At 60.0% G+C, this 19,158-nt stretch carries 12 protein-coding genes; 6 read left to right on the forward strand and 6 right to left on the reverse strand.

Translation table 11 applies throughout. The features are described from left to right. Window positions 1-62: 62 nt before the first annotated feature. From PSH76_RS15015 to PSH76_RS15025, 3 genes are read left to right on the forward strand one after another with little or no spacing between them, the layout of a single operon-like run. Window positions 63-1,304 carry an exonuclease SbcCD subunit D C-terminal domain-containing protein gene (locus tag PSH76_RS15015; RefSeq protein WP_098951755.1) on the forward strand — a complete coding sequence of 414 codons (1,242 nt, stop codon included), beginning with the start codon at window positions 63-65 and terminating at the stop codon, window positions 1,302-1,304. Beyond that, complete coding sequence (locus tag PSH76_RS15020) at window positions 1,301-4,939, forward strand: AAA family ATPase (RefSeq protein WP_305494415.1); 3,639 nt, start codon at window positions 1,301-1,303, stop codon at window positions 4,937-4,939. The genes PSH76_RS15015 and PSH76_RS15020 overlap by 4 nt, the downstream gene beginning before the upstream one ends. Next, window positions 4,936-5,529, forward strand: a complete 594-nt coding sequence (locus tag PSH76_RS15025; RefSeq protein WP_305494416.1) for a glutathione S-transferase — start codon at window positions 4,936-4,938, stop codon at window positions 5,527-5,529. The genes PSH76_RS15020 and PSH76_RS15025 overlap by 4 nt, the downstream gene beginning before the upstream one ends. A 543-nt stretch (window positions 5,530-6,072) precedes the next feature. On the opposite strand, the gene PSH76_RS15030 is transcribed toward PSH76_RS15025, so the two are convergent. The 3 genes from PSH76_RS15030 to PSH76_RS15040 all read right to left on the reverse strand — a co-directional run bounded on the left by PSH76_RS15030 (window position 6,073) and on the right by PSH76_RS15040 (window position 7,867). Further along, entirely contained in the window at window positions 6,073-6,252 is a 180-nt protein-coding gene (locus PSH76_RS15030; RefSeq protein WP_278918045.1) for a hypothetical protein, read from the reverse strand. Between the two features lie 156 nt (window positions 6,253-6,408). Continuing rightward, entirely contained in the window at window positions 6,409-7,584 is a 1,176-nt protein-coding gene (locus tag PSH76_RS15035; protein ID WP_305494417.1) for a lactonase family protein, read from the reverse strand. Beyond that, window positions 7,571-7,867: a DUF5629 family protein gene (locus PSH76_RS15040; RefSeq protein ID WP_032892149.1), complete on the reverse strand. Its 297-nt coding sequence runs from the start codon at window positions 7,865-7,867 to the stop codon at window positions 7,571-7,573. Before PSH76_RS15040 ends, PSH76_RS15035 begins: the two co-directional genes overlap by 14 nt. Window positions 7,868-8,152: 285 nt before the next feature. Between PSH76_RS15040 and PSH76_RS15045 the strand changes: the two genes are divergently transcribed. Continuing rightward, window positions 8,153-13,156 (forward strand): dermonecrotic toxin domain-containing protein, encoded by a 5,004-nt coding sequence (locus PSH76_RS15045; protein ID WP_305494418.1) that lies wholly within the window; start codon window positions 8,153-8,155, stop codon window positions 13,154-13,156. Window positions 13,157-13,221: 65 nt separating this feature from the next. Here the strand turns inward: PSH76_RS15045 and PSH76_RS15050 are convergent, their stop codons facing one another. Both PSH76_RS15050 and PSH76_RS15055 read right to left on the reverse strand, forming a co-directional pair. Next, on the reverse strand, window positions 13,222-15,597 hold the full coding sequence (locus tag PSH76_RS15050) for an RND family transporter (protein ID WP_305494419.1): 2,376 nt from the start codon (window positions 15,595-15,597) through the stop codon (window positions 13,222-13,224). Between the two features lie 18 nt (window positions 15,598-15,615). Further along, window positions 15,616-16,653 carry a YCF48-related protein gene (locus PSH76_RS15055; RefSeq protein WP_305494465.1) on the reverse strand — a complete coding sequence of 346 codons (1,038 nt, stop codon included), beginning with the start codon at window positions 16,651-16,653 and terminating at the stop codon, window positions 15,616-15,618. A 331-nt stretch (window positions 16,654-16,984) separates the two neighbouring features. On the opposite strand from PSH76_RS15055, the gene PSH76_RS15060 reads away from it, so the two are divergent. Beyond that, on the forward strand, window positions 16,985-17,344 hold the full coding sequence (locus PSH76_RS15060) for a hypothetical protein (protein WP_305494420.1): 360 nt from the start codon (window positions 16,985-16,987) through the stop codon (window positions 17,342-17,344). 100 nt (window positions 17,345-17,444) lie between these two features. Next, a complete protein-coding gene (locus PSH76_RS15065) occupies window positions 17,445-18,617 on the forward strand; it encodes a Gfo/Idh/MocA family protein (protein WP_305494421.1) in 1,173 nt (390 codons plus the stop codon). Between the two features lie 69 nt (window positions 18,618-18,686). Here PSH76_RS15065 and PSH76_RS15070 read toward each other — a convergent pair whose 3' ends face one another. Continuing rightward, entirely contained in the window at window positions 18,687-19,100 is a 414-nt protein-coding gene (locus PSH76_RS15070; protein WP_138183577.1) for a hypothetical protein, read from the reverse strand. Window positions 19,101-19,158: the final 58 nt, after the last annotated feature.

The raw sequence follows: 19,158 nt of genomic DNA on the forward strand, positions 1-19,158 counted from the left end.
GGGCAGCGTGTTCGCAATACAGGTAAACTCCCCTCCTTTTCATCTTCTCCACGGAGTTCGCCTTGCGTCTGTTTCATACCTCCGACTGGCACTTGGGCCAAAACCTCCACGGCCAGGAACGCGACTTCGAACACGCCTGTTTCCTTGAATGGCTGCTGGGCCAACTCAAGGCCCAGCGCCCGGATGTGCTGTTGATCGCCGGCGATATCTTCGACACGGTCAACCCGCCGCTCAAGGCCCAGGAGCGCTTGTATGACTTCATCATCAGCGCCCACGAACAACAGCCGACGCTGACCATTGTGATGATCGCCGGTAACCATGACTCCGGCTCGCGCATCGAACTGCCTGCGCCCCTGATGCGCCGCCTGCGCACCCATGCCCTGGGCCGGGTGCTGTGGTTGGATGACGGCCAACTGGATGCCGACCGCCTGCTGATCCCGCTGCCCAATGCCAAAGGCAAGATCGTCGCCTGGTGCCTGGCGCTGCCCTTCCTGCGGCCAGCGGAAGTCACCGGTGCCCAGTTGGGCGATGATTACCTGCGCGGCATCGGCCAAGTGCATGAATGGCTGATCGCGGCCGCCAATGCCAAGCGCAACAAAGGCCAGGCGTTGATAGCCATCAGCCATGCGCACATGGCCGGTGGCTCGGTATCCGAAGACTCCGAACGCAGCCTGATCATCGGCAATGCCGAGGCACTGCCCGCCACACTGTTCGACCGAAGCGTGGCGTATGTGGCCCTCGGCCATTTGCACAAGCCGCAAAAGGTCAATGGCGAGGAGCGCATTCGCTACAGCGGCTCGCCGATACCCTTGTCGTTCTCCGAAATCGGCTACAAGCACCAGATTCTCGACGTGACGTTCCAGGGCGAAAGGCTGGTGGGCTGCGAACCGATCCTGATCCCCCGCTCCGTCAACCTGCAACGCCTGGACGCCGCGCCCCTGGCCGATATCCTCAAGCAACTCGGTGAACTGCCCGACATCGACCTGCTCGCCGAAACCCAGCGCCACCCCTGGCTGGAAGTGCGCGTGCGCCTCGACGAGCCGCAACCAGACCTGCGCCAACAGATCGAAACCGCGTTGCAAGGCAAGGCCGTGCGCCTGGTGCGTATCGCCGCCGAATACGCCGGCACGCGCGGCAGCGCGGAGGCAGACGATGCGCAACTGATCGAACTCGACCAGCTCACGCCCCAGGAACTGTTCAGCCGCGCCTGGCAGGACAGCTACGGCAGTGAAGTGGATGAACAGACCTTGAAGGACTTCGCCGTGCTGCTCCAGGAAGTGCAACAGGAGGGCGAACAGCCATGAAGATTCTCGCCATCCGCTTGAAAAACCTCGCCTCCCTGGCGGGCCCGTTCGAAATCGACTTTACCGCCGAGCCCCTGGCCAGTGCAGGCCTGTTCGCCATCACCGGGCCGACTGGCGCGGGTAAAAGCACCCTGCTCGATGCGTTGTGCCTGGCGCTGTTTGGCGCGGTGCCGCGCCTGGGTGATACCGGCCAGGCCAAAATGCCGGATGCCGACACGGATATTTCCATCGGCGACCCGCGCACCCTGATTCGCCGCGGCACCGGTGGTGGCTATGCCGAGGTGGATTTTGTCGGTGTCAGTGGCCGTCGCTACCGTGCGCGCTGGGAAGCCAACCGCGCTCGCGACAAAGCCAGCGGCAAGTTACAGAACAGCCGGCAAAGCCTGATCGACCTGGACAGCGACCAACTGCTGGCCAGCCAGAAAACCGAATACAAGACCCAGCTGGAATTGGCCCTGGGCCTGAACTTCGAACAGTTCACCCGTGCGGTGCTGCTGGCGCAAAGCGAGTTCAGCGCCTTCCTCAAGGCCAATGACAATGAGCGCAGCGAGCTGCTGGAAAAGCTCACCGACACCGCGCTTTACACCCAGCTCGGCCGCCGTGCGTTCGACAAGGCCAAAGAAGCCAAGGACGCCCACAAACAGCTGCAGGACCAAGCCACCGGCGTGGTGCCCCTGGCCCCCGAAGCCCGCGCCGAGCTGGACCAACAGTTGGCCGAGGCCCAGCAACAGCTCAAGACCCAGCAAGCCCAGCTCAAGCAGTTGGAGTTGCAGCACACCTGGCTCAAGGAGCTGCGTGAATGGCAGGAGCGCCATCAGCATGCCGTGGAGCAACTGCAACGCGACGAACAGACCTGGGCCGCCCAAGGCCAGCAACGCCAGGACCTGAGCCTGCTGGAGCAGTTGGCACCGCAACGCCATCACTTCCTGCGCCAGGCAGAACTCGCCACCTTGCTGACCCCCTTGGCGGCGCAGATTGCCCAGCACCTGGAGCAACAAACCGCCCTGCACACCCGCCAGGAACAGGCGCAACACCAGCAAGTGGCCGCCCAGGCAGCACTGGCTGAGGCCCTGAAAAACCAGGCCGACGCCGCGCCCCTGCTGCGCCAGGCCATCGAGGAGCAAAACACCCTCGCCCACGTGAGCCGCGAACTGGCCAAGCGCAACGAGGAAAAACACCAGCACGAAAGCGCCTGCACCGAAGGCCAGGCCCTGCTCGACGGCTTGCAACACACGCAGGCCCAAGGCAGCGAGCGCCTGCAACGCCTGGCCACCGAGCTTGAACACAGCGCCGCCCTCGCGCCGCTGAGCGATGCCTGGAACGCCTACCGTGACCGCCTGCAACAGCTGGTGTTGATTGGCAATCGCCTCAACCAAGGCCAGGCCGAGCTGGGGCAGCTCGAACAGCGCGCCAGCGCCGCCGCCGAACAGTTCACCCTACAGCGCGAAGCCCTGGATTTGCTCTACCACGAGGCCGGTGCCGAACCGCACGCGGTGGCCGAACAAATCCAGTTACTGGCCAGCCTGCTGCAAGACAATCGCAAGCAACAGCGCGCCTTCGAAGACCTGGCCCGCTTGTGGGACAGCCAGCAACAGCTGGATCAACAGGCCGCTGCGCTCACGCAAAGACTCGCCGAGGCCGCGCAAAAACGCGAACAACTGAACCAGACCGGCCTGCAAACCAAGGCCGAACTCACCGTTGCCGAACAAACCCTGGCGGTGACCAAGCAACTGCTGGAACGCCAACGCCTGGCCCGCAGTGCCAGCGTCGAGGAATTACGCGAGCAGTTGCAGGATGACCAACCCTGCCCGGTGTGCGGTAGCCACGAACACCCCTATCACCAGCCTGAAGCCCTGCTACAAAGCCTGGGTCGCCATGATGAAAGTGAAGAGGCAGCGGCGCAGAAAGCCGTCGACAGCCTCAAGGAAAAACTCACTGAATTGCGCGGTGAAGTGGGCGGCCTGATTGCCCAGCAAAAAGAGTTCCTGCAACAGCAGGAACAGTTGGCCATGCAGCAGCAGGGGTTGGCACCGAGCCTGCAAGCCCATCCGCTGTGCGCCTCGCTGTTCAACCAGGACGTCGACAAGCGCAGCCCTTGGCTGGCCCAGCAACTGGCCCAGTTGACCCAAAGCATCAGCCAGGACGAACAACGCCAGGGCGCCCTGCTCAACCTGCAACAGAACGCCGGGCGCTTGCAGCAACAATTGCAAGCGGCCCAGGACGCCAGCCAGCAAGCCCGGCAATTGCTGGTGGACCAACAGCGGCAACTGGCCGGCGACCGCGAACGCCTGGAGGCGGAACTCAGCGCCTTCGCCAGCCTGTTGCCCGCCGATACGCTGGAGGGTTTGCGCAGCGCGCCTGCGGCGACCTTCATGCAGCTTGACCAGCAGGTCAGCCAGCGCCTTGAGCAATTGGGCCATCAACGCGACGAGCAGGCCGAGCAGCAAGAGCGCCAACAGGCCATCGAGAAACAACACACCCACCAGCAGCATCGTCAGCAGCAACTCGATGCCTTGAATCTGCAAGTCGCCGAGCTGGCCGACCAGCAACACGCCGTCCAGGAAAAACTCCGCGCCTTGCTAGGGGACCACCCCAGCGCCGAACACTGGCAACAGCAACTGGAACAAGCCGTCACCCAGTCCCGCCAGAGCGAGACCGACGCCAACCAGGAACTGCACGCTGTGCACACGGCCCTGGTACAGCTGGCCGCCGACCTCAACGCCCAGCAGCAACGCCAGCAGGCATTGGAGGCGGAACAGCAAGCCCTTGCGACGCGCATCGGCGAATGGCGCGCCCTGCACCCTGAACTGGATGATCAGGGTCTGACACGCCTGTTGGCCTTCGATGAGGCCCAAGTCGCGCAGTTACGCCAGCACCTGCACAGCAGCGAAAAGGCCGTGGAGCAAGCCAAGGTTCTGCTGCACGAGCGCGAACAGCGCCTGGCCGAACACCAGACCCTGCACAACGGCAACCTGGAGGCCGAGCAACTGGACGCCACCCTGGCAACGCTTAACCAGCAACTGCTCGAGGGTGAGAAACACTGCGCCGAACTGCGCGCACGCCAATCCGAAGACCAGCGTCGCCAGAATGCCAACCAGGCCCTGGCCGAACAGATCGCCAAGGCTTACGAACAATGGCAGCGCTGGGCACGCCTGAATGCGCTGATCGGCTCGGCCACCGGCGACACCTTCCGCAAGATCGCCCAGGCCTACAACCTCGACTTGCTGGTGCACCACGCCAACGTGCAACTGCGCCAACTGGTGCGCCGCTACCGGCTTAAACGCGGCGGCAGCATGCTCGGGCTGTTGGTCATGGACACAGAAATGGGCGATGAACTGCGCTCGGTGCACTCGCTGTCCGGTGGCGAAACCTTCCTGGTGTCGTTGGCACTGGCGTTGGGGCTGGCGTCGATGGCGTCGAGCACCTTGAAGATCGAGTCGCTGTTTATCGACGAAGGCTTTGGCAGCCTCGATCCCGAGTCATTGCAACTGGCAATGGACGCCCTGGACGGTTTGCAAGCCCAGGGCCGCAAAGTGGCGGTGATCTCCCATGTACAGGAAATGCATGAACGCATCCCGGTGCAGATTCAGGTCCAGCGCCAGGGCAACGGCCTGAGCACGTTGGAGGTCAAGTGAGCGAAGCGCTGCTGTATTCGTTCCGGCGCTGCCCCTATGCAATGCGCGCGCGGCTGGCGCTGCGCTACTCCGGCGTGGCGGTGCGCATTATCGAAGTCAGCCTGAAAGCCAAGCCGACCGAGATGCTCAAGCTGTCGCCCAAGGGCACGGTGCCGGTGCTGAGTGTCGAAGGTCGAGTGATCGAGGAAAGCCTGCAGATCATGCAGTGGGCGCTGGCGCAGCACGACCCGGATGATTGGCTGCTGCAAGGTGACCCTGCGGTGCTGGCGTTGATTACCGAGAATGATCAGGTGTTCAAGCATCATTTGAATCGATACAAGTACGCCGAACGCTACCCGGAGCACTCGATGGAGCATTATCGGGCCGAGGGTGAAGTGTTCTTACAGAAACTGGAAACATTGCTGGCAGACCGTGAGTACCTGCTCGCCGAGCACCTGAGCCTGGCAGATGCGGCGCTGATGCCGTTTGTACGCCAGTTTGCCCATGTGGATCGGGAGTGGTTTGCGAGCACGCCGTATCGGCGTTTGCAGGCCTGGCTGCAACGGTTTCTGGATTCACCGTTGTTTATGGCGGTGATGGCAAAACCCTGAGGCTAATCCAACCAACTGTGGGAGCTCGCTTGCCTGCGATGACGGCCTGCCAGTCGATATCTATTTACCTGACACCCCGCGGTCCAAACTGTGGGAGCGGGCTTGCTCGCGAAGGCGGCCTGGCAGTCAACACAGGTGGATTGTGTACATATCCATTGCTGCGGTAACGGCCGCTTAGGGTTCCGCCCTGACGGCGGCTCACTTTTGAAAAGCGCAAAAGTAAGCAAAACGCTCTTGCCCCACCACTCGGCACCTCGCCTAGGCTCGGTGTGCCCGTAATCCGCCAGTGATTTGGGGGGCCGCCGCCACGCGCCATCCATGGCGCGGGGCGGCTAAACCGGCATCCCTGCCGGTTTACCCCCCAAATCCCTGTCGAATTCCGGCCAGCGTGGTTTAACGGGGCGCTTGAGATCAAGATCAAAAGCAGATCAAGAGCGGCTCGCTTCGCATCGTGGTTACCGTTGAGCACTACAGGGTTGTGTAGATACTTATGGCCATCGCAGGCAAGCCAGCTCCCACAGTTGACCTTGGCTCAATGGCGGCTCAGTGCTGGCTCTTGTGATCCAGCGCGGCGTAGAAGTTGGCACTCTGTTGCAGGTACTTCTGGGTATAGGCCGTAACATTGGATTTTTTGCCGGAGACTTCCACGCTAGCAGCGGCAGGCAATGCCACAGTAGCGGAAACAGCAGAAGCAGCAATGATCGAGAAGAGATTGAAATTCATGGCGGTAACCCTTGTGTTCGTTTGGTTGGGTGGCCTGGGAAGGCCTTGGAACCCAACTTACGCCCGAGGGTTGAACCTTAGAAATGCTTTGAAACAGTAGCCGTTATCACTGCGATTAATACAAAGGCTCAGGCCCCGCAGTGCGGGGCCTGTGGCTTATTGACGCACCAGAAACTTGAGGTCGCTGGGGGCATCGATCAGCAATTTCTGCACGGTTTTACCCAGCAGGCCAGTCTTGGGGTCGCGTTCAACCACCACGATTTCATTGCTTTTCTGGTTGGCGATCAGCAGGAACTTACCGCTCGGGTCGAGGCTGAACTCGCGCGGATGGTCGCCTTCGACAGAGCGCCGCTGGATTTCCTTGAGGTGCGCGGTGGCCGGGTCGATGCTGAACACCAGCATCTGATTGGCCGTGCCACGGTTGCTCACGTACAGGAATTTGCCGTCGTTTGACGCATGCAACGCTGCACCGGCCTTGTCGGACACCGGTTGGCCAGCCGCATAGTCCACCAACTGGGTTTGCTTAAGCTTGCCGTCGTTGTAGTCGAACACGGCCACCTGGGCGCTCATCTCAGTGGTCAGCCAGGCGTGTTTGCCGTCCGCGCTGAACAGCAAGTGACGCGGGCCGCTGCCCGGTGGCAACTGCACCGACGCCGGGTTGGCCGCGGTGAGTGGCAGCTCGTGATTGGCCTTGGGGTCGTAGCGGTAGGCAAACACCTTGTCTGCGCCCAGGTCCTGCACGAATACATACTTGCCGTCCGGCGACGACACCACCGAGTGCACATGGTTGGACGCCTGGCGCTCCGGGTTCACGCGGCTGGCCGGGTGCCCGCTCAACTGCACCGGCGCCGACAGCTTGCCACTGGAATCCACCGGCAAGATCGCCAAGCTGCCACCCGGGTCTTCCACCACCGAATAGTTGGCGACGAACAGGTAACGTCCATCGGCGGCCACGCTGGAATGGGTGGGCTCATTGCCCAGGCTCTGCACCTGGTTGATCAGGGTCAGCTGGTGGTTCTGCGGGTCGATGCTGTAGCTGCTGACACGCCCCACCGGGTCTTCCTGGCCCGGGCCGTTTTCATTGACCACGAACAACTGCTTCTGGTCTTTGGAAATCGTCAGCCAGGAAGGGTTGGCGGTTTTCGCCGCCAGCACCGGCTTGCCGTTGAACTGCCCGGTGCGGCTGTCGAACTGCAGGCGGTAAATACCCTCGCTGCTACCGGCGGTGTAGCTGCCCACCAGCAGTTCATGCACATCGCTGGGTGCGGCCTGTACCGACATCGCACCGACGCTGCCTGCCATCAGCAGGGGCCAGAATTTACGCATCATCATCCGCTTCGTCCTCGTCGTTATTGTTGCCGGTGAAGGCGCTCATGCAGATCAAGCGGTGCTCGCCCGACTCACCGGTAAGGGTCCAGCTTTGCAGCGTGTCGTCAAATGTGGCGGCGTCCACCTGCGCCGTGGTGAAGCTCCAGCGTTTTTCGGCCCGGCCATCCATGGCGGTAATCACAAGCTTTAGTTCAGTCAACTCGAAATCAAAGGCATGCAGGCCGTCGATTTCAAGCATGTCGCTGGTTTCAAGCACGGGGCGCAAGGAGGCGGATTCGGCAGTCATAACATCAATCGTTCAGAGGAAAGACCCCATGATAGGGCAAATGGTTGCAGCGGCGTAAATCCTCGCGTGGCCTGCGCCGCGTTTACATGCAGCCATATATCCCGCGCCCTGCTCCACCCCGTGCCGTATCAAGGGTTGACGGCCAGCGCGTGCCAATGGAAATGCTTGATTACCTTTTGCCGATTTCACTGAAAAACCCGCCTCGGTAGTTTCCTTGTTACCTGCCCGCATGACGCGAACAGGGTCACCTCTATGACTAGCATGACTCGACAAGGAAGCTGCACGATGATCCAGGGAAACTACCCCCAGCGTTTTTTTGCCCCTAACCTGCCCCTGTCACTGCCAACACCGGCTGCCCGCCAGACCGTCGGCCCCCATCAAGAACCCTTATCGAATACCGCAAACGACCAACCGCTGAGCCGGCCCCGACGTGCATCCGCACCGTTGCGCACCACAGGGACCACCGCTTCCACCCCGGCCAGCGAAAGCTCGGCGCCGCTCACCGCAACGGCGGTCGCCCACCAGTTCGATACCCGCCCTACGCTGCGTTCAGTGGTGTCGGGGATGCTCGAGGAGGCGATCAAAAGCCTGTACCCCACTTTGGCATTCAATCCCGCCGAAACGGCGGTCGCCGAACCCATTTCAAGCAGCCCGCCCCAGTATCGCCTGACCCCCTTGCTGGACATCGCCCTGAGGCACCTGACCACCGAAGGCGACCTCGACTTTACCGACAAACATGCACTGCCCTGCACGCTGGTCGACCCAGCCACCGGGCACACCCTCAAACCGGCGCCGTCGCCAGATGCCTTGATGCCCGGCATTGATATACAGGCCATCGAACTGGCGATCCGCAGCCTGCGCGCCCCGCTCAAAAAAACCTTCGAACAGGCCCTGCTCAAGCACTTCATGGGCAGCACCGATGCCCACTCTCAAGGCAACAACCACTGGCGCTGGCTCAGCGACACGCTGTGCGACACCTTGACCATCGCCGCTCTGAAACAGCCGGGGCTCAGCGCTCAACAGCGCGAAACCCTCGACCAGGTACTGACCTACCCGGACCGTGCGCAGCGCCAAGCGGCCAAAGGCGAGGCCGCGGCGCAGGTGTTTATCCTCGACTCTGCGGTGAGCCATGCCGGTGGCAATGCCTCGCAACTCACCCCAGACCTGTTGATCACGCGCCAGGTCGATGGCCGCACGCAGGTGCTGCACGCCACCGCCGCCGGCGTGGTGACGCCCTATGACTCCTTGCACGCATTCGGCCAAGCCTGGGGCAAGAAAATGGGCGATGCCTTCGTTTTCGACAGCCTGAACTGGAAGCGCCAGGAGCCTGCGGGGAATATTTTCGATACCCAGGCGGCGGTCATCCTCAATGCCATGGTGGAGAACGTTGCGTCCATCGAGGTGCCCACCACCGGCTCGCTTGAGGCGTTGGAGCAGGCTTTCACCCAGGCCAGCGACCCGAGCCCTTGGTTTGTCGGGGCCTATGCACCCAACGTGCGCGAGCTTGAACGCCTGCATGAACAGCTGCCCACCTGGTTCGGCCCGGCAAGCACCGCAGAACGCGACACCTATCGACAGCACGCACTGGCCCTGGCCAGCAGTGTGCGCCGCAACAATGGCCGCACCTTCCTAGACGGCATCCCCGATATCCGCACCTACACCGAGCAACAGCTCGACCAGCATTTAGCCGGCAAGGGTTACACGGCCAAGGATGTGGAGGTGGTGTTCAAGGTCCCGGTGGGCGATATGGGCAGCAACTACCTGGAACGGGTGAAAATGAGCCTGGTGGACATGGCCCTGGAAAACCTTTCGGGCTTGCCCAAGGGTGAGATGGAAGTCCACCTGCATGGGCAACGGGTCAGCGATGCCAGCCTGCCAAAAATGCTCAAGGACTTGATCAACACCGTGGACATAGGCGGCCACTACCCCGAATTGCTCAAGCGTGAACTGCTGGACGACAGCCCAGCGGCCCGTGATCGGCTGGCACGTTTCATCGAGCAGGTACCCCTGCAGCTCGCGATGCAGGCCTTGGAACTCAAGCTCAAGGGTGAAGCCGGCATCACCGCCCAGGGCCACGCGTTTATCGAAGCCGTCACCCAACCCGGCGCGGGCAGCAAATGGGTGGACGGCCAAGAGATTACCGTGCGGCCCCTGGCGTTTGTGCGCAAGCCGGGAGCGACGCCGGATGTGGTCGCCAATATGTTCATCATCGAACCGCTGGCCAGCGGCGGCGGCCCACACCTTTTATATCGCCCCCAGCTGAAGCCGGCACTGCTGGAGTTCGCCAGCCGCGACGCGCTGCTGGAGGCCATCCGCAAGCCCGGTGCGCTGCAGGAAAGCGTGTTGGCCTGGTTGCCGGACGACAAAGTACGGGCGGTGTACGGCAATGGCGGTTTTCACACGCCCAATATTGCCCGTTTTACCGTATTCAATGAGTTTGACCCGCCTGCTACGCCCAAGCCGACCACTCTGGCTGTCGACGGCTATGCCGCTGCCAGCACGTTACGCCAGGACCTGCTCAATGGCGACCTGGCCACGCACTGGTTCCACTCCAACGCCAACAGCCTGGTTACCCTCGCAGAAGGCCAATCCACTTCCGATGCGCAAAGCCGATGGGCCTCCTACAAGGAACTCGGCTGGCTGCTGTTCAATACCCTGCTGCCGCTGATGCGCGGGCCGGGCGCCATGGCCGGCTGGTTGCTGCAACTGGCCAATGCCGAAAACGACATCAAGCGCCTGTCGACCGCGAACGATCCGGACCCGGCCGGGGCAATGGTCGACCTGCTGGTGAACCTGGGCATGACCCTGACCCATGTCCCAGTTGCCGAACCCACGCCGACGCGCACCTTTGAGCCGTTCAAGCCGAGGCCAGAGACCAGCAACCCTGCGCCTCGCCCCCGTCAGAGCAATGACCCCGTACGCCCTGCGCCCACCATTCACCAGGACCCGAACGCGCCGGTCACCACCGGTTTGGGCGCAGGTACGGCCATCGATATCAGGCTGTCGAGCCCACGCGGACTCACCCCTGAGCTGCGCGCGCACATCGACTCGTTCAAAGCGCCCGCACCGGCAGCTCCCGGCACCCCCATCGCCGAAGGCATCAGGAAGGGCCTGTATCAGGTGGATAACCGCTGGTACGCCAAGATCGACAACCACTGGTTTCGCGTCGCCACCGACTTGGATGGCCCTTACGTGATTGACGAACACAACAAGGCACGCACCGCGCCCTCGATAGCACGGGACGCCCGGGGCAACTGGTACTTTGACCTGGCGCCAAGGCTCAAGGGCGGGATGCCGAAAACCAAAGACCTGCAGAATACGATCAAACAAAACCTGGAAGCCAAGGCCCGTACCGAAGCGGATTTTCAACGCGGCTGGCAGGAACGCAGCAAGATTTCAAAAGAGCATGCTGGCAGCATGGAAAAAATCCGCAACACCCTTGCCGAGTACGAACAAGCACGAAAAAAACTCAAGACGCTGCGCAGCCTGGCAACCAATGAAGCATCTGCTGGGCGTTTCGCGGGGACCTACTCCAATCAGCGGCAGGTCGCCGACGCACTCAGGGCCGACCTGGCCCAACAACTTGAAAACCTCAGGCCGTTGACGCAGTCACTGATAGCGGCCAGCGAGCACAACATCGAAACCTTGGCGCCGAAAAAGATCGGCGGCATTGACGATTTATCCGAGTTCAAAGAGAACCGCTCACTGGAATATCAGCAGACTCTAAGCGCGCTGATCGAGATAGATACTGTATACGTGCGTTTGGCCGGCGACACGCTGAAATATGGTGTGAATGGCGCCTCATTGGTTGAACTGACCGACAGATCCAATAACGGTTTAGAGGCGTCCTATAACGAAATGATGGAAGCGTACAAAATAGGCTATCAAGACACTGAGCACCTGTTGGCACTGCGACAAACCATGAGTGCCATATTCGAAAGCTGGAGGAACGACTCGCCTTTTGGCCACAAGGCCGCCGAGGGATTTCTTAAGCAACGGTATCCGGTGTCCATGAACACCCTGCGACTCATTACACAACTGAACAGATTGTTGTACCTCCAGCAACTGACCACCACACGGGCTGCACGTCGCCCCGATGAAGCCGTGTATTTGCAGATGAACCGCTTGATGACAGAAAACCTGAAAACCGAGATATTGACCTATGAGGATCTTCGCCAATACCACGACTACACCCTTGAGGAGCGCCATGCCGCATTGATCACCATTATTACCAAGTTCAAACAAGTGCTGAACGACAGTCGACTGATGCAGGAGCAGCGCCCAGAGTTTTTTCGAGTCGAGTACCACCACCGCTTCAACGAATTGCTCAATGAGTTCATCACTCAGGCCGAAACCGAACTGGTCCAGGTGGTCAAAGAAGAGCAGTTTCTGCTTCCTGCCGCGCCCGCGCGCACCAACCAAAGGGCGAAACCGCAGAACCAACGCGTGTTCAGGACCGAGCACCAGGAAACATTTATCGGCACGTTGCGCCCTTCGGAGCCGGGCCGAACCGTCGATATCATCGACGTGGTCGACCCAATGAGCGGGCAACCCATTGCCAGCTACAGCGAACACCCTGGGGAACGCGGCTGGGTGAAAATCGTCCAGGGACAGCCCACAGCACCTCGCCCAGCCTCACCGCCCAAGTCCTGGTCCACGTATAAGAGTGAGGCGCAAAACCTCATCGACGGCGTGCCGAAGATAGAAAAAACCATCCTCTTTCAGAAAAAGAAACTCGATGACCCGCTGTGGCGAGACACTGTCAGCCCCCGCGACTGGAACGACATGCTCGAAGCCCAGGCCAACCTGCTTTTCGAGAAGGCGCAACAGGCACAAGCCGCCCACGGCAACAAGCCGGAAACCGCCGAATGGGTGGCGCGCTGGCGAGCAGCGGCCGAACAAATGCTGCAAAAGGCCCGCCAGCATACCGCTGATGGCTATCTGGTACAGACGCCCACGGCGGAAAACGTCGATTACCTGTGGCGTCACGGTTTTGTCGATATCAACCTGGTACGGCGCGACATCCCGACCAGAAGTGGCGATGTCTTCACCGAGTATGTGGTGCGCAAGAAAAACAAAATCGATGCGTTGTGGTATGCCCACTTTCACTACCCAGAAAAAGGCTGGGCGCGTGATGACTTCAGGGCGGCGCACTTGAAAACACCGCAGCAACGCATCAAGACTCAAAAGATGCTGATTGAAGAAGCCGGAAACAACGGGGTCGTTGAGAAACTCATCAAGGCCGCTATCACCAAGCCGCTGGCTGAAAAGCTGTTCTTGAAATTGTGAAACCCTGGGCCTGAGGCCCAACAAAAAGCCGCACAGTGTGCGGCTTTTTGTTCTGCTACCCAGGCTTAATGCGCGAACAATGAGTTGCCCTTCTGCCCCGCCAGCTTCTCGGGCTTGATCAGGAACCGCGCCAGCGCCGGCAACAGCCACAGCGCGCCGAACATGTTCCACAGCAGCATAAAGGTCAGCATCAGGCCCATGTCAGCCTGGAACTTGATGGCCGAGAAGATCCAGGTACACACGCCGATGGCCAGGCACAGGCCGGTGAACAGCACGGCTTTACCGGTGGATTTCAGCGTCTGGTAATACGCCTCTTGCAACGGCAGGCCGGCACGCAGGAAGCTTTCCAGGCGGCTGTAAATGTAGATGCCGTAGTCCACGCCAATGCCCACACCCAAGGCCACCACCGGCAAGGTCGCGACCTTGACGCCAATGCCCATGAACGCCATCAACGCGTTACCCAGTACCGAGGTCAGCACCAGCGGCAGCACGATGCACAGGGTCGCTGCCCAGGAACGGAAGGTGATCATGCACATGGCCGCTACACACAGGTACACCAGGATCAGGATGATCAGCTCCGACTCCTTGATCACCTCATTGGTGGCCGCTTCGATCCCGGCATTCCCCGCGGCGAGGATGAATTCCAGGCCGTCCTTGTTGTTTTCCTTGGCGAAGTCCTGCACTGCATGCACGGCGCGGTCGAGGGTTTCGGCCTTGTGGTCGTTGAGGAACACCAGCACTGGCGCCAGCGAGCAATTGTTGTTGTACAAGCCATCGGCACGGGCGATGGAGTTGTTCAGCACATCCGGGTTGCGCGACAGGGTTTCCCATTTCAGGTTGCCCTCGTTCATGCCCTTGATCATTTGCTTGGACACGGTCACCAACGAGATCGCCGACTGCACGCCCTCGGTGTTCTGCATCTTCCACATCAACTGGTCGATGGGCGCCATGGCTTCATAGCGCGAGCAGCCTTCGGCCTTGGTCTTGACCATCACCACCAGCACGTCGGAACTGGTGGAGTAATTGCTGATGATGAAGTTGTTGTCCTTGTTGTAGCGCGAGTCCGGGCGCAGTTCCGGTGCGCCTTGGTCCAGATCACCGATCTTCAGGTTCTGGCTGTACCAGAGGCCGCCACCAAAGGCGATCAGGGCCAGGAACACCGAAACCGGCGCGACTTTCGGGCTGGCGAATTTGGACAGCAGGCGCCAGAAGCTATGTTCGCGGTTCGCGTCTTTCTTGCTCTTGGCGATGGCGCGTTTGCTGATGCCCACGTAGGAAATCGCGACCGGCAGCAGGATCAGGTTAGTGAACACAATGACCGCCACGCCGATGGACGCGCCGATGGCCAGTTCGCGGATCACACCGATGTCGATGATCAGCAGCGTGATGAAGCCTACCGCATCCGCCAGAATGGCGATCATCCCCGGCAGGAACAGTTGTCGGAAGGTACGCCGCGCGGCGGTCAGGGCGTTGTCTGCTTCGCTGGATTGCAGGGCAATGCCGTTGATCTTCTGCACCCCATGGGAAATGCCGATGGCGAATATCAGGAACGGCACCAGCATGGAATACGGGTCCAGCCCGAAACCGAAGAAGTGCATCAACCCGAGTTGCCAGACCACCGCCACCAATGTCGTACTCAACACCGCAATGGTGCTGCGCAGGCAGTTGGTGAACCACAGCAGCAGAACCAGGGTGATGACAAACGCAACGCCGAAGAACAGCACCACCATCACCAGGCCGTCGATCAGGTCGCCAACCTTTTTGGCAAAGCCGACAATATGAATCTTGACGTTGGGGTTCTGGGTTTCGAACTTGTCGCGAATCTTGTCTTCGAGTTCATGGGAGAACTTGCGGTAGTCCAGGGCCAGCAACTTGCCCTGGTCTTGCGGGTCCGGGTAGGACTCCAACAGCGGGATATCAACGATGCTCGACTTGAAGTCATTGGCCACCAGCCGCCCGACCTGGCCGGACTTGAGCACGTTATTGCGCAACTGGTCGAGGCTTTGTGGCGAACCGTTGTAGCTCTGCGGGATGACCTCCCCGCCGGCAAACCCTTCTTCGGTCACTTCGGTCCAGCGCACGCTGGGGCTCCACAGCGACTTGAGGCCCGAGCGGTCCACACCGGAGATGTAGAACACCTCGTCGTGGATCTGGCGCAGGGTCTCCATGTACTCCTTGGTGAAGATGTCGCCATCCTTGGCCTCCACCGAAATACGCACGGTGTTGCCCAGGTTGGCCAAATCGTTGCGGTGCTCCATCATTTTTTCGATGAAGGGGTGCTTGAGGGGGATCATCTTTTCAAAGCTGGTGGACGGGCGAATCAAGGTCGCCTGCCAGAACAGGAAGAGGCTCACCAGCAGGCAGATGACGATCACCGCCGGGCGATTGTTGAAGATCAGACGCTCAAGAAAGGTCGCTTTATCGTTGTGATGACTGCTCATTGAATCCCCGCCTTCTTATTATTTTGAGAGCTCTGCGCCGGCCGATGTGGCAACCCGCACGCCACCCTGCCCCGCGAGGATCAAATTGCCATTGCCTGCCGCCGTGACCGCCGAGAGTGAAATGCGGTCTGGGCGATTGAACACACTGAAGGTCTGGCCGTCGTCATGGCTGACCACGACGCTGCCGCCGTTGCCGACCACGACGATAGAACCGTCCTCCAGCAAGGTCGCACCCGACAGGCCAAACTCCAGCGCACCACGTGCCGCGTTCAATTGGACCTGCTCCCAGGTGCTGCCGAAATCAGTGGAGCGGTAGAGGTTGCCGCGCAAACCATACGCCAGCAGGGTCTGTGGCTGTGCGGTGCTGATCACGCCAAACAGTGAACCCTCGTAGGGGCCTTCGAGTTTTTCCCAGGTCTGGCCGTCATCGCTGGAGCGAAACATGCTGCCTTGTTCACCGACGATAAACAGGCCGGCGCCCTTGATCTGGGCGATGGCGTTGAGGTGGTACTGGTCTTCGTTGTCGAGTCGCTGGCTGACGTCGTTCCAGGTTTTGCCGCCGTCGGTGGTTTCGATCAGCGCACCGTAGGCGCCCACGGCCAGGCCGTGGTTGGCGTCGTTGAACCACACATCGAGCAACGGCGCTTCGCGTTTGAGGTCTTGATATTGCTGGGTCCACGTGGCGCCGCCATCGGTACTGGCAAGAATCTGCGCATCATGGCCGACGGCCCAACCGTGCTGATCATCAACGAAAAACACCGCCGTGAGCAGTTGCCGGGTGGGTACTTTGGCTTGGGCCCAGGTGTTGCCCTGGTCATCGGAATAAAGGATATGCCCGCGATCACCGACCGCCACCAGGCGCTTGCCCGCGTGAACCACGTCGATCATCAAGCCTTTGGCGGCCTTGGGGGATTCAATCGCAAAGACTGCGGCGGCGGGGGTATCGCTGGCGGCCAGCACCGGCAGCGACAATACGCTGCCAGCAAGCAGCGAGAGCGCTGTGGCCAGCAACGCAACCCTGCGTGCGGCGCGTGGGCGGCAAACAACCCAACCCATGACAGGCTCACTCATAGACCTTTCTCCCATTTATTATTGTTAGGTCGTCTTCTCTGCCAGGACCTTGAAACCTGCAATCTAGAGCGCCTGGAGGAAGCAGGAGCCATCCTATCGGGCTTTGGAATCGTCTGACAATCGGCGCTACGTTATCTTTTGTTAACTGATGGCTGCAAAGCGAAGGGTGAATAGCCGAGCATTCGGCGCAATGATGGCGTTTTAACGTGCGATATCGGAAATTTCGACGGGCCTATTCGGAAACGGCTTACTGGCTGGCCCTTTGCAAGCTGAACCACAATCGGCGCTCAAACCTTGCCATAAGGACGCGCCAGCCATGACCCCCCCTGCCCTAACCCTATTAGTGTCTTGCCTGCTTCTGGTTTCCTGTACGACCTACGATCGAACGTGGGTCAAGGCCGATGCCTCCCGCGAGCAACGCAAGCATCAGCAAGCAGCGTGTGAAGCGGATGCGCTAAGGGCACTGCCCCCCAATAACGTGAGGGCGTCGGCAACGTCCAAACGCTCAACCTGCTCGAGTGACGACAGCACTTGCAGGAAAAAGAATGAACAGACCGACACCGAGTACAGCTATACGGATAAAAACCGCCTGCCTCGCGAAACGTTGATCAAGGACTGCATGTACAAAAATGGTTGGAGTCGCACAAAAGTCGAACGGCCGCTGATCAAGTGGTGAGCGATCAGGCGCAATGAATTTTTATTCCATCTATTGAATTTAGAGAATATTTATTCCATTAATAGGCTTCCTGAAAACAATAATCCAAAGGACCACGACGATGCGTGAACTCGGAATCGGCTTGATCGGCACAGGCTTCATGGGCCGCGCCCACGCGCTGGCGTTCAATAACGCGCGGGCGGTATTTGAACTGCCGGTGCACCTCAAGCTGGCCGCCCTGGCCGATGCCGACACCGAGCGCGCCCAGCGTTGCGCCAGCGCCTGGGGGTTTGCCCAGGCCCATGGTGACTGGCAAGCGCTGGTCAACGATCCCAAGGTCGACGTCGTAGCCATCACCACCCCCAACCATTTGCATTACCCCATGGCCATGGCCGCGATAGCGGCGGGTAAAGCCGTGTATTGCGAAAAGCCTCTGGCCGTCAGCCTTGAACAAGCCGATGCCATGCGCCGCGCCGCCCATACCGCTGGGGTGGTGACTCGGGTCGGCTACAACTACCAGCACAACCCGATGATCGTGCTGGCGCAGCAGATGATTGCCCGGGGCGAATTGGGCCAGATCATCAGTTTTCAAGGTGAGTTCAGCGAAGACTTCATGGCCGACCCGGCTTCCCCTTGGTCGTGGCGCTGCGAAGTGGAGCACGCCGGCGGCGCCCTGGCCGACCTGGGCAGCCATTTGCTGTCGATGGCCCGCTATCTGGTGGGCGAGGTAACCCATGTTTGTGCTGATACCCAGACCGTACACAGCCAGCGCCCCGCCACCGCCGGCAGCCCGACCTCAAAAACCATTGCCGTGGATGACCAGGTGCACGCCCTGTTGCGTTTCGCCAACGGCGCCCGTGGCACGGTGAGCAGCAGTTGGCTCAAGCACGGCTACAAGAACCATCTGAGTTTCGAGATCAGCGGTACCCAAGGCACGCTGGCGTTTGACCAGGAACGCTTAAATGAACTGCGCCTGTGCCGCATCGGCCAGGACGGTTTCCAGCGCCTGTTGGATGGCCCTGCCCTGCCCGGCTATGCGGCGTTCAGCCCGGCGGCGGGGCATCAGTTGGGCTACAACGAGTTGAAGACGCTGGAGGTGCAGGAGTTGATCATGGCGCTGGCGGGGCAAGGTGCGGATGGCACCGACTTCGAGGCTGCATGGGAGATAGAGCGATTGGCGACAGCGATTCGCGTGGCAGCCCTCGAAGAACGTTGGGTCAAGGTCAGCGCGCACGGGCCACTCAAAAACAGTCAACCCAAAAATTTTGGGGAGGTAGAGGGCACGGTACTTTAAATTAAAGTCAGCTAGTCCGCGAGTGCCTAGGCATCGCGGACCACCGGAAATACTCCTTGTCATATAATACTAGTATCGATAACGAAACGTTTGGCAAAAAATCAAACCAGCCTCGCTAACCTGCTTTTCTGCAAGTAGGCTTACCTCCCAAATAGGAACTCCTGACATGGACGGCACATCCATTAAATTTGGCAAGCCTCTTACTCTCAACTGTTGTGCTGTTTGCACAAACTCCGTCCCCTCAGGCTTTTCAAGTGGTGCAACATTACTAAAATAGTATAACGCGGGCTGGTCGCCGTACCTTTTTAATGGCTGAGCCCCACACAAACCAGCAATGATCAATGCGAGATCTTTCCCGGTAGTCGTGCTGGTATCAATCCAAGTTTTGTATTGCTTTCCATAGGCCGGATCATTAGGTGTTGGGCCTGGGATAGTTTTCCCATGCCGCAGGAGCACATAAACATTAACCAAAGTAAGAGCCATAATATACCTTCCTTTTTTAAACGATATACGCAGGGGCTATAAAGAACCCACAATCATT

The sequence above is a fragment of the Pseudomonas sp. FP215 genome, assembly GCF_030687795.1.
GTDB classification, from domain to species: domain Bacteria; phylum Pseudomonadota; class Gammaproteobacteria; order Pseudomonadales; family Pseudomonadaceae; genus Aquipseudomonas; species Aquipseudomonas salmasensis.

Bases quoted from the DNA above. Each gene is read 5' to 3' on its own strand.
- PSH76_RS15030 (WP_278918045.1), bottom strand. From the start codon at position 6,252: ATGAATTTCAATCTCTTCTCGATCATTGCTGCTTCTGCTGTTTCCGCT.
- PSH76_RS15020 (WP_305494415.1), top strand. From the start codon at position 1,301: ATGAAGATTCTCGCCATCCGCTTGAAAAACCTCGCCTCCCTGGCGGGC.
- PSH76_RS15050 (WP_305494419.1), bottom strand. From the start codon at position 15,597: ATGAGCAGTCATCACAACGATAAAGCGACCTTTCTTGAGCGTCTGATC.
- PSH76_RS15045 (WP_305494418.1), top strand. From the start codon at position 8,153: ATGATCCAGGGAAACTACCCCCAGCGTTTTTTTGCCCCTAACCTGCCC.
- PSH76_RS15035 (WP_305494417.1), bottom strand. From the start codon at position 7,584: ATGATGATGCGTAAATTCTGGCCCCTGCTGATGGCAGGCAGCGTCGGT.
- PSH76_RS15055 (WP_305494465.1), bottom strand. From the start codon at position 16,653: ATGGGTTGGGTTGTTTGCCGCCCACGCGCCGCACGCAGGGTTGCGTTG.
- PSH76_RS15060 (WP_305494420.1), top strand. From the start codon at position 16,985: ATGACCCCCCCTGCCCTAACCCTATTAGTGTCTTGCCTGCTTCTGGTT.
- PSH76_RS15070 (WP_138183577.1), bottom strand. From the start codon at position 19,100: ATGGCTCTTACTTTGGTTAATGTTTATGTGCTCCTGCGGCATGGGAAA.
- PSH76_RS15065 (WP_305494421.1), top strand. From the start codon at position 17,445: ATGCGTGAACTCGGAATCGGCTTGATCGGCACAGGCTTCATGGGCCGC.
- PSH76_RS15040 (WP_032892149.1), bottom strand. From the start codon at position 7,867: ATGACTGCCGAATCCGCCTCCTTGCGCCCCGTGCTTGAAACCAGCGAC.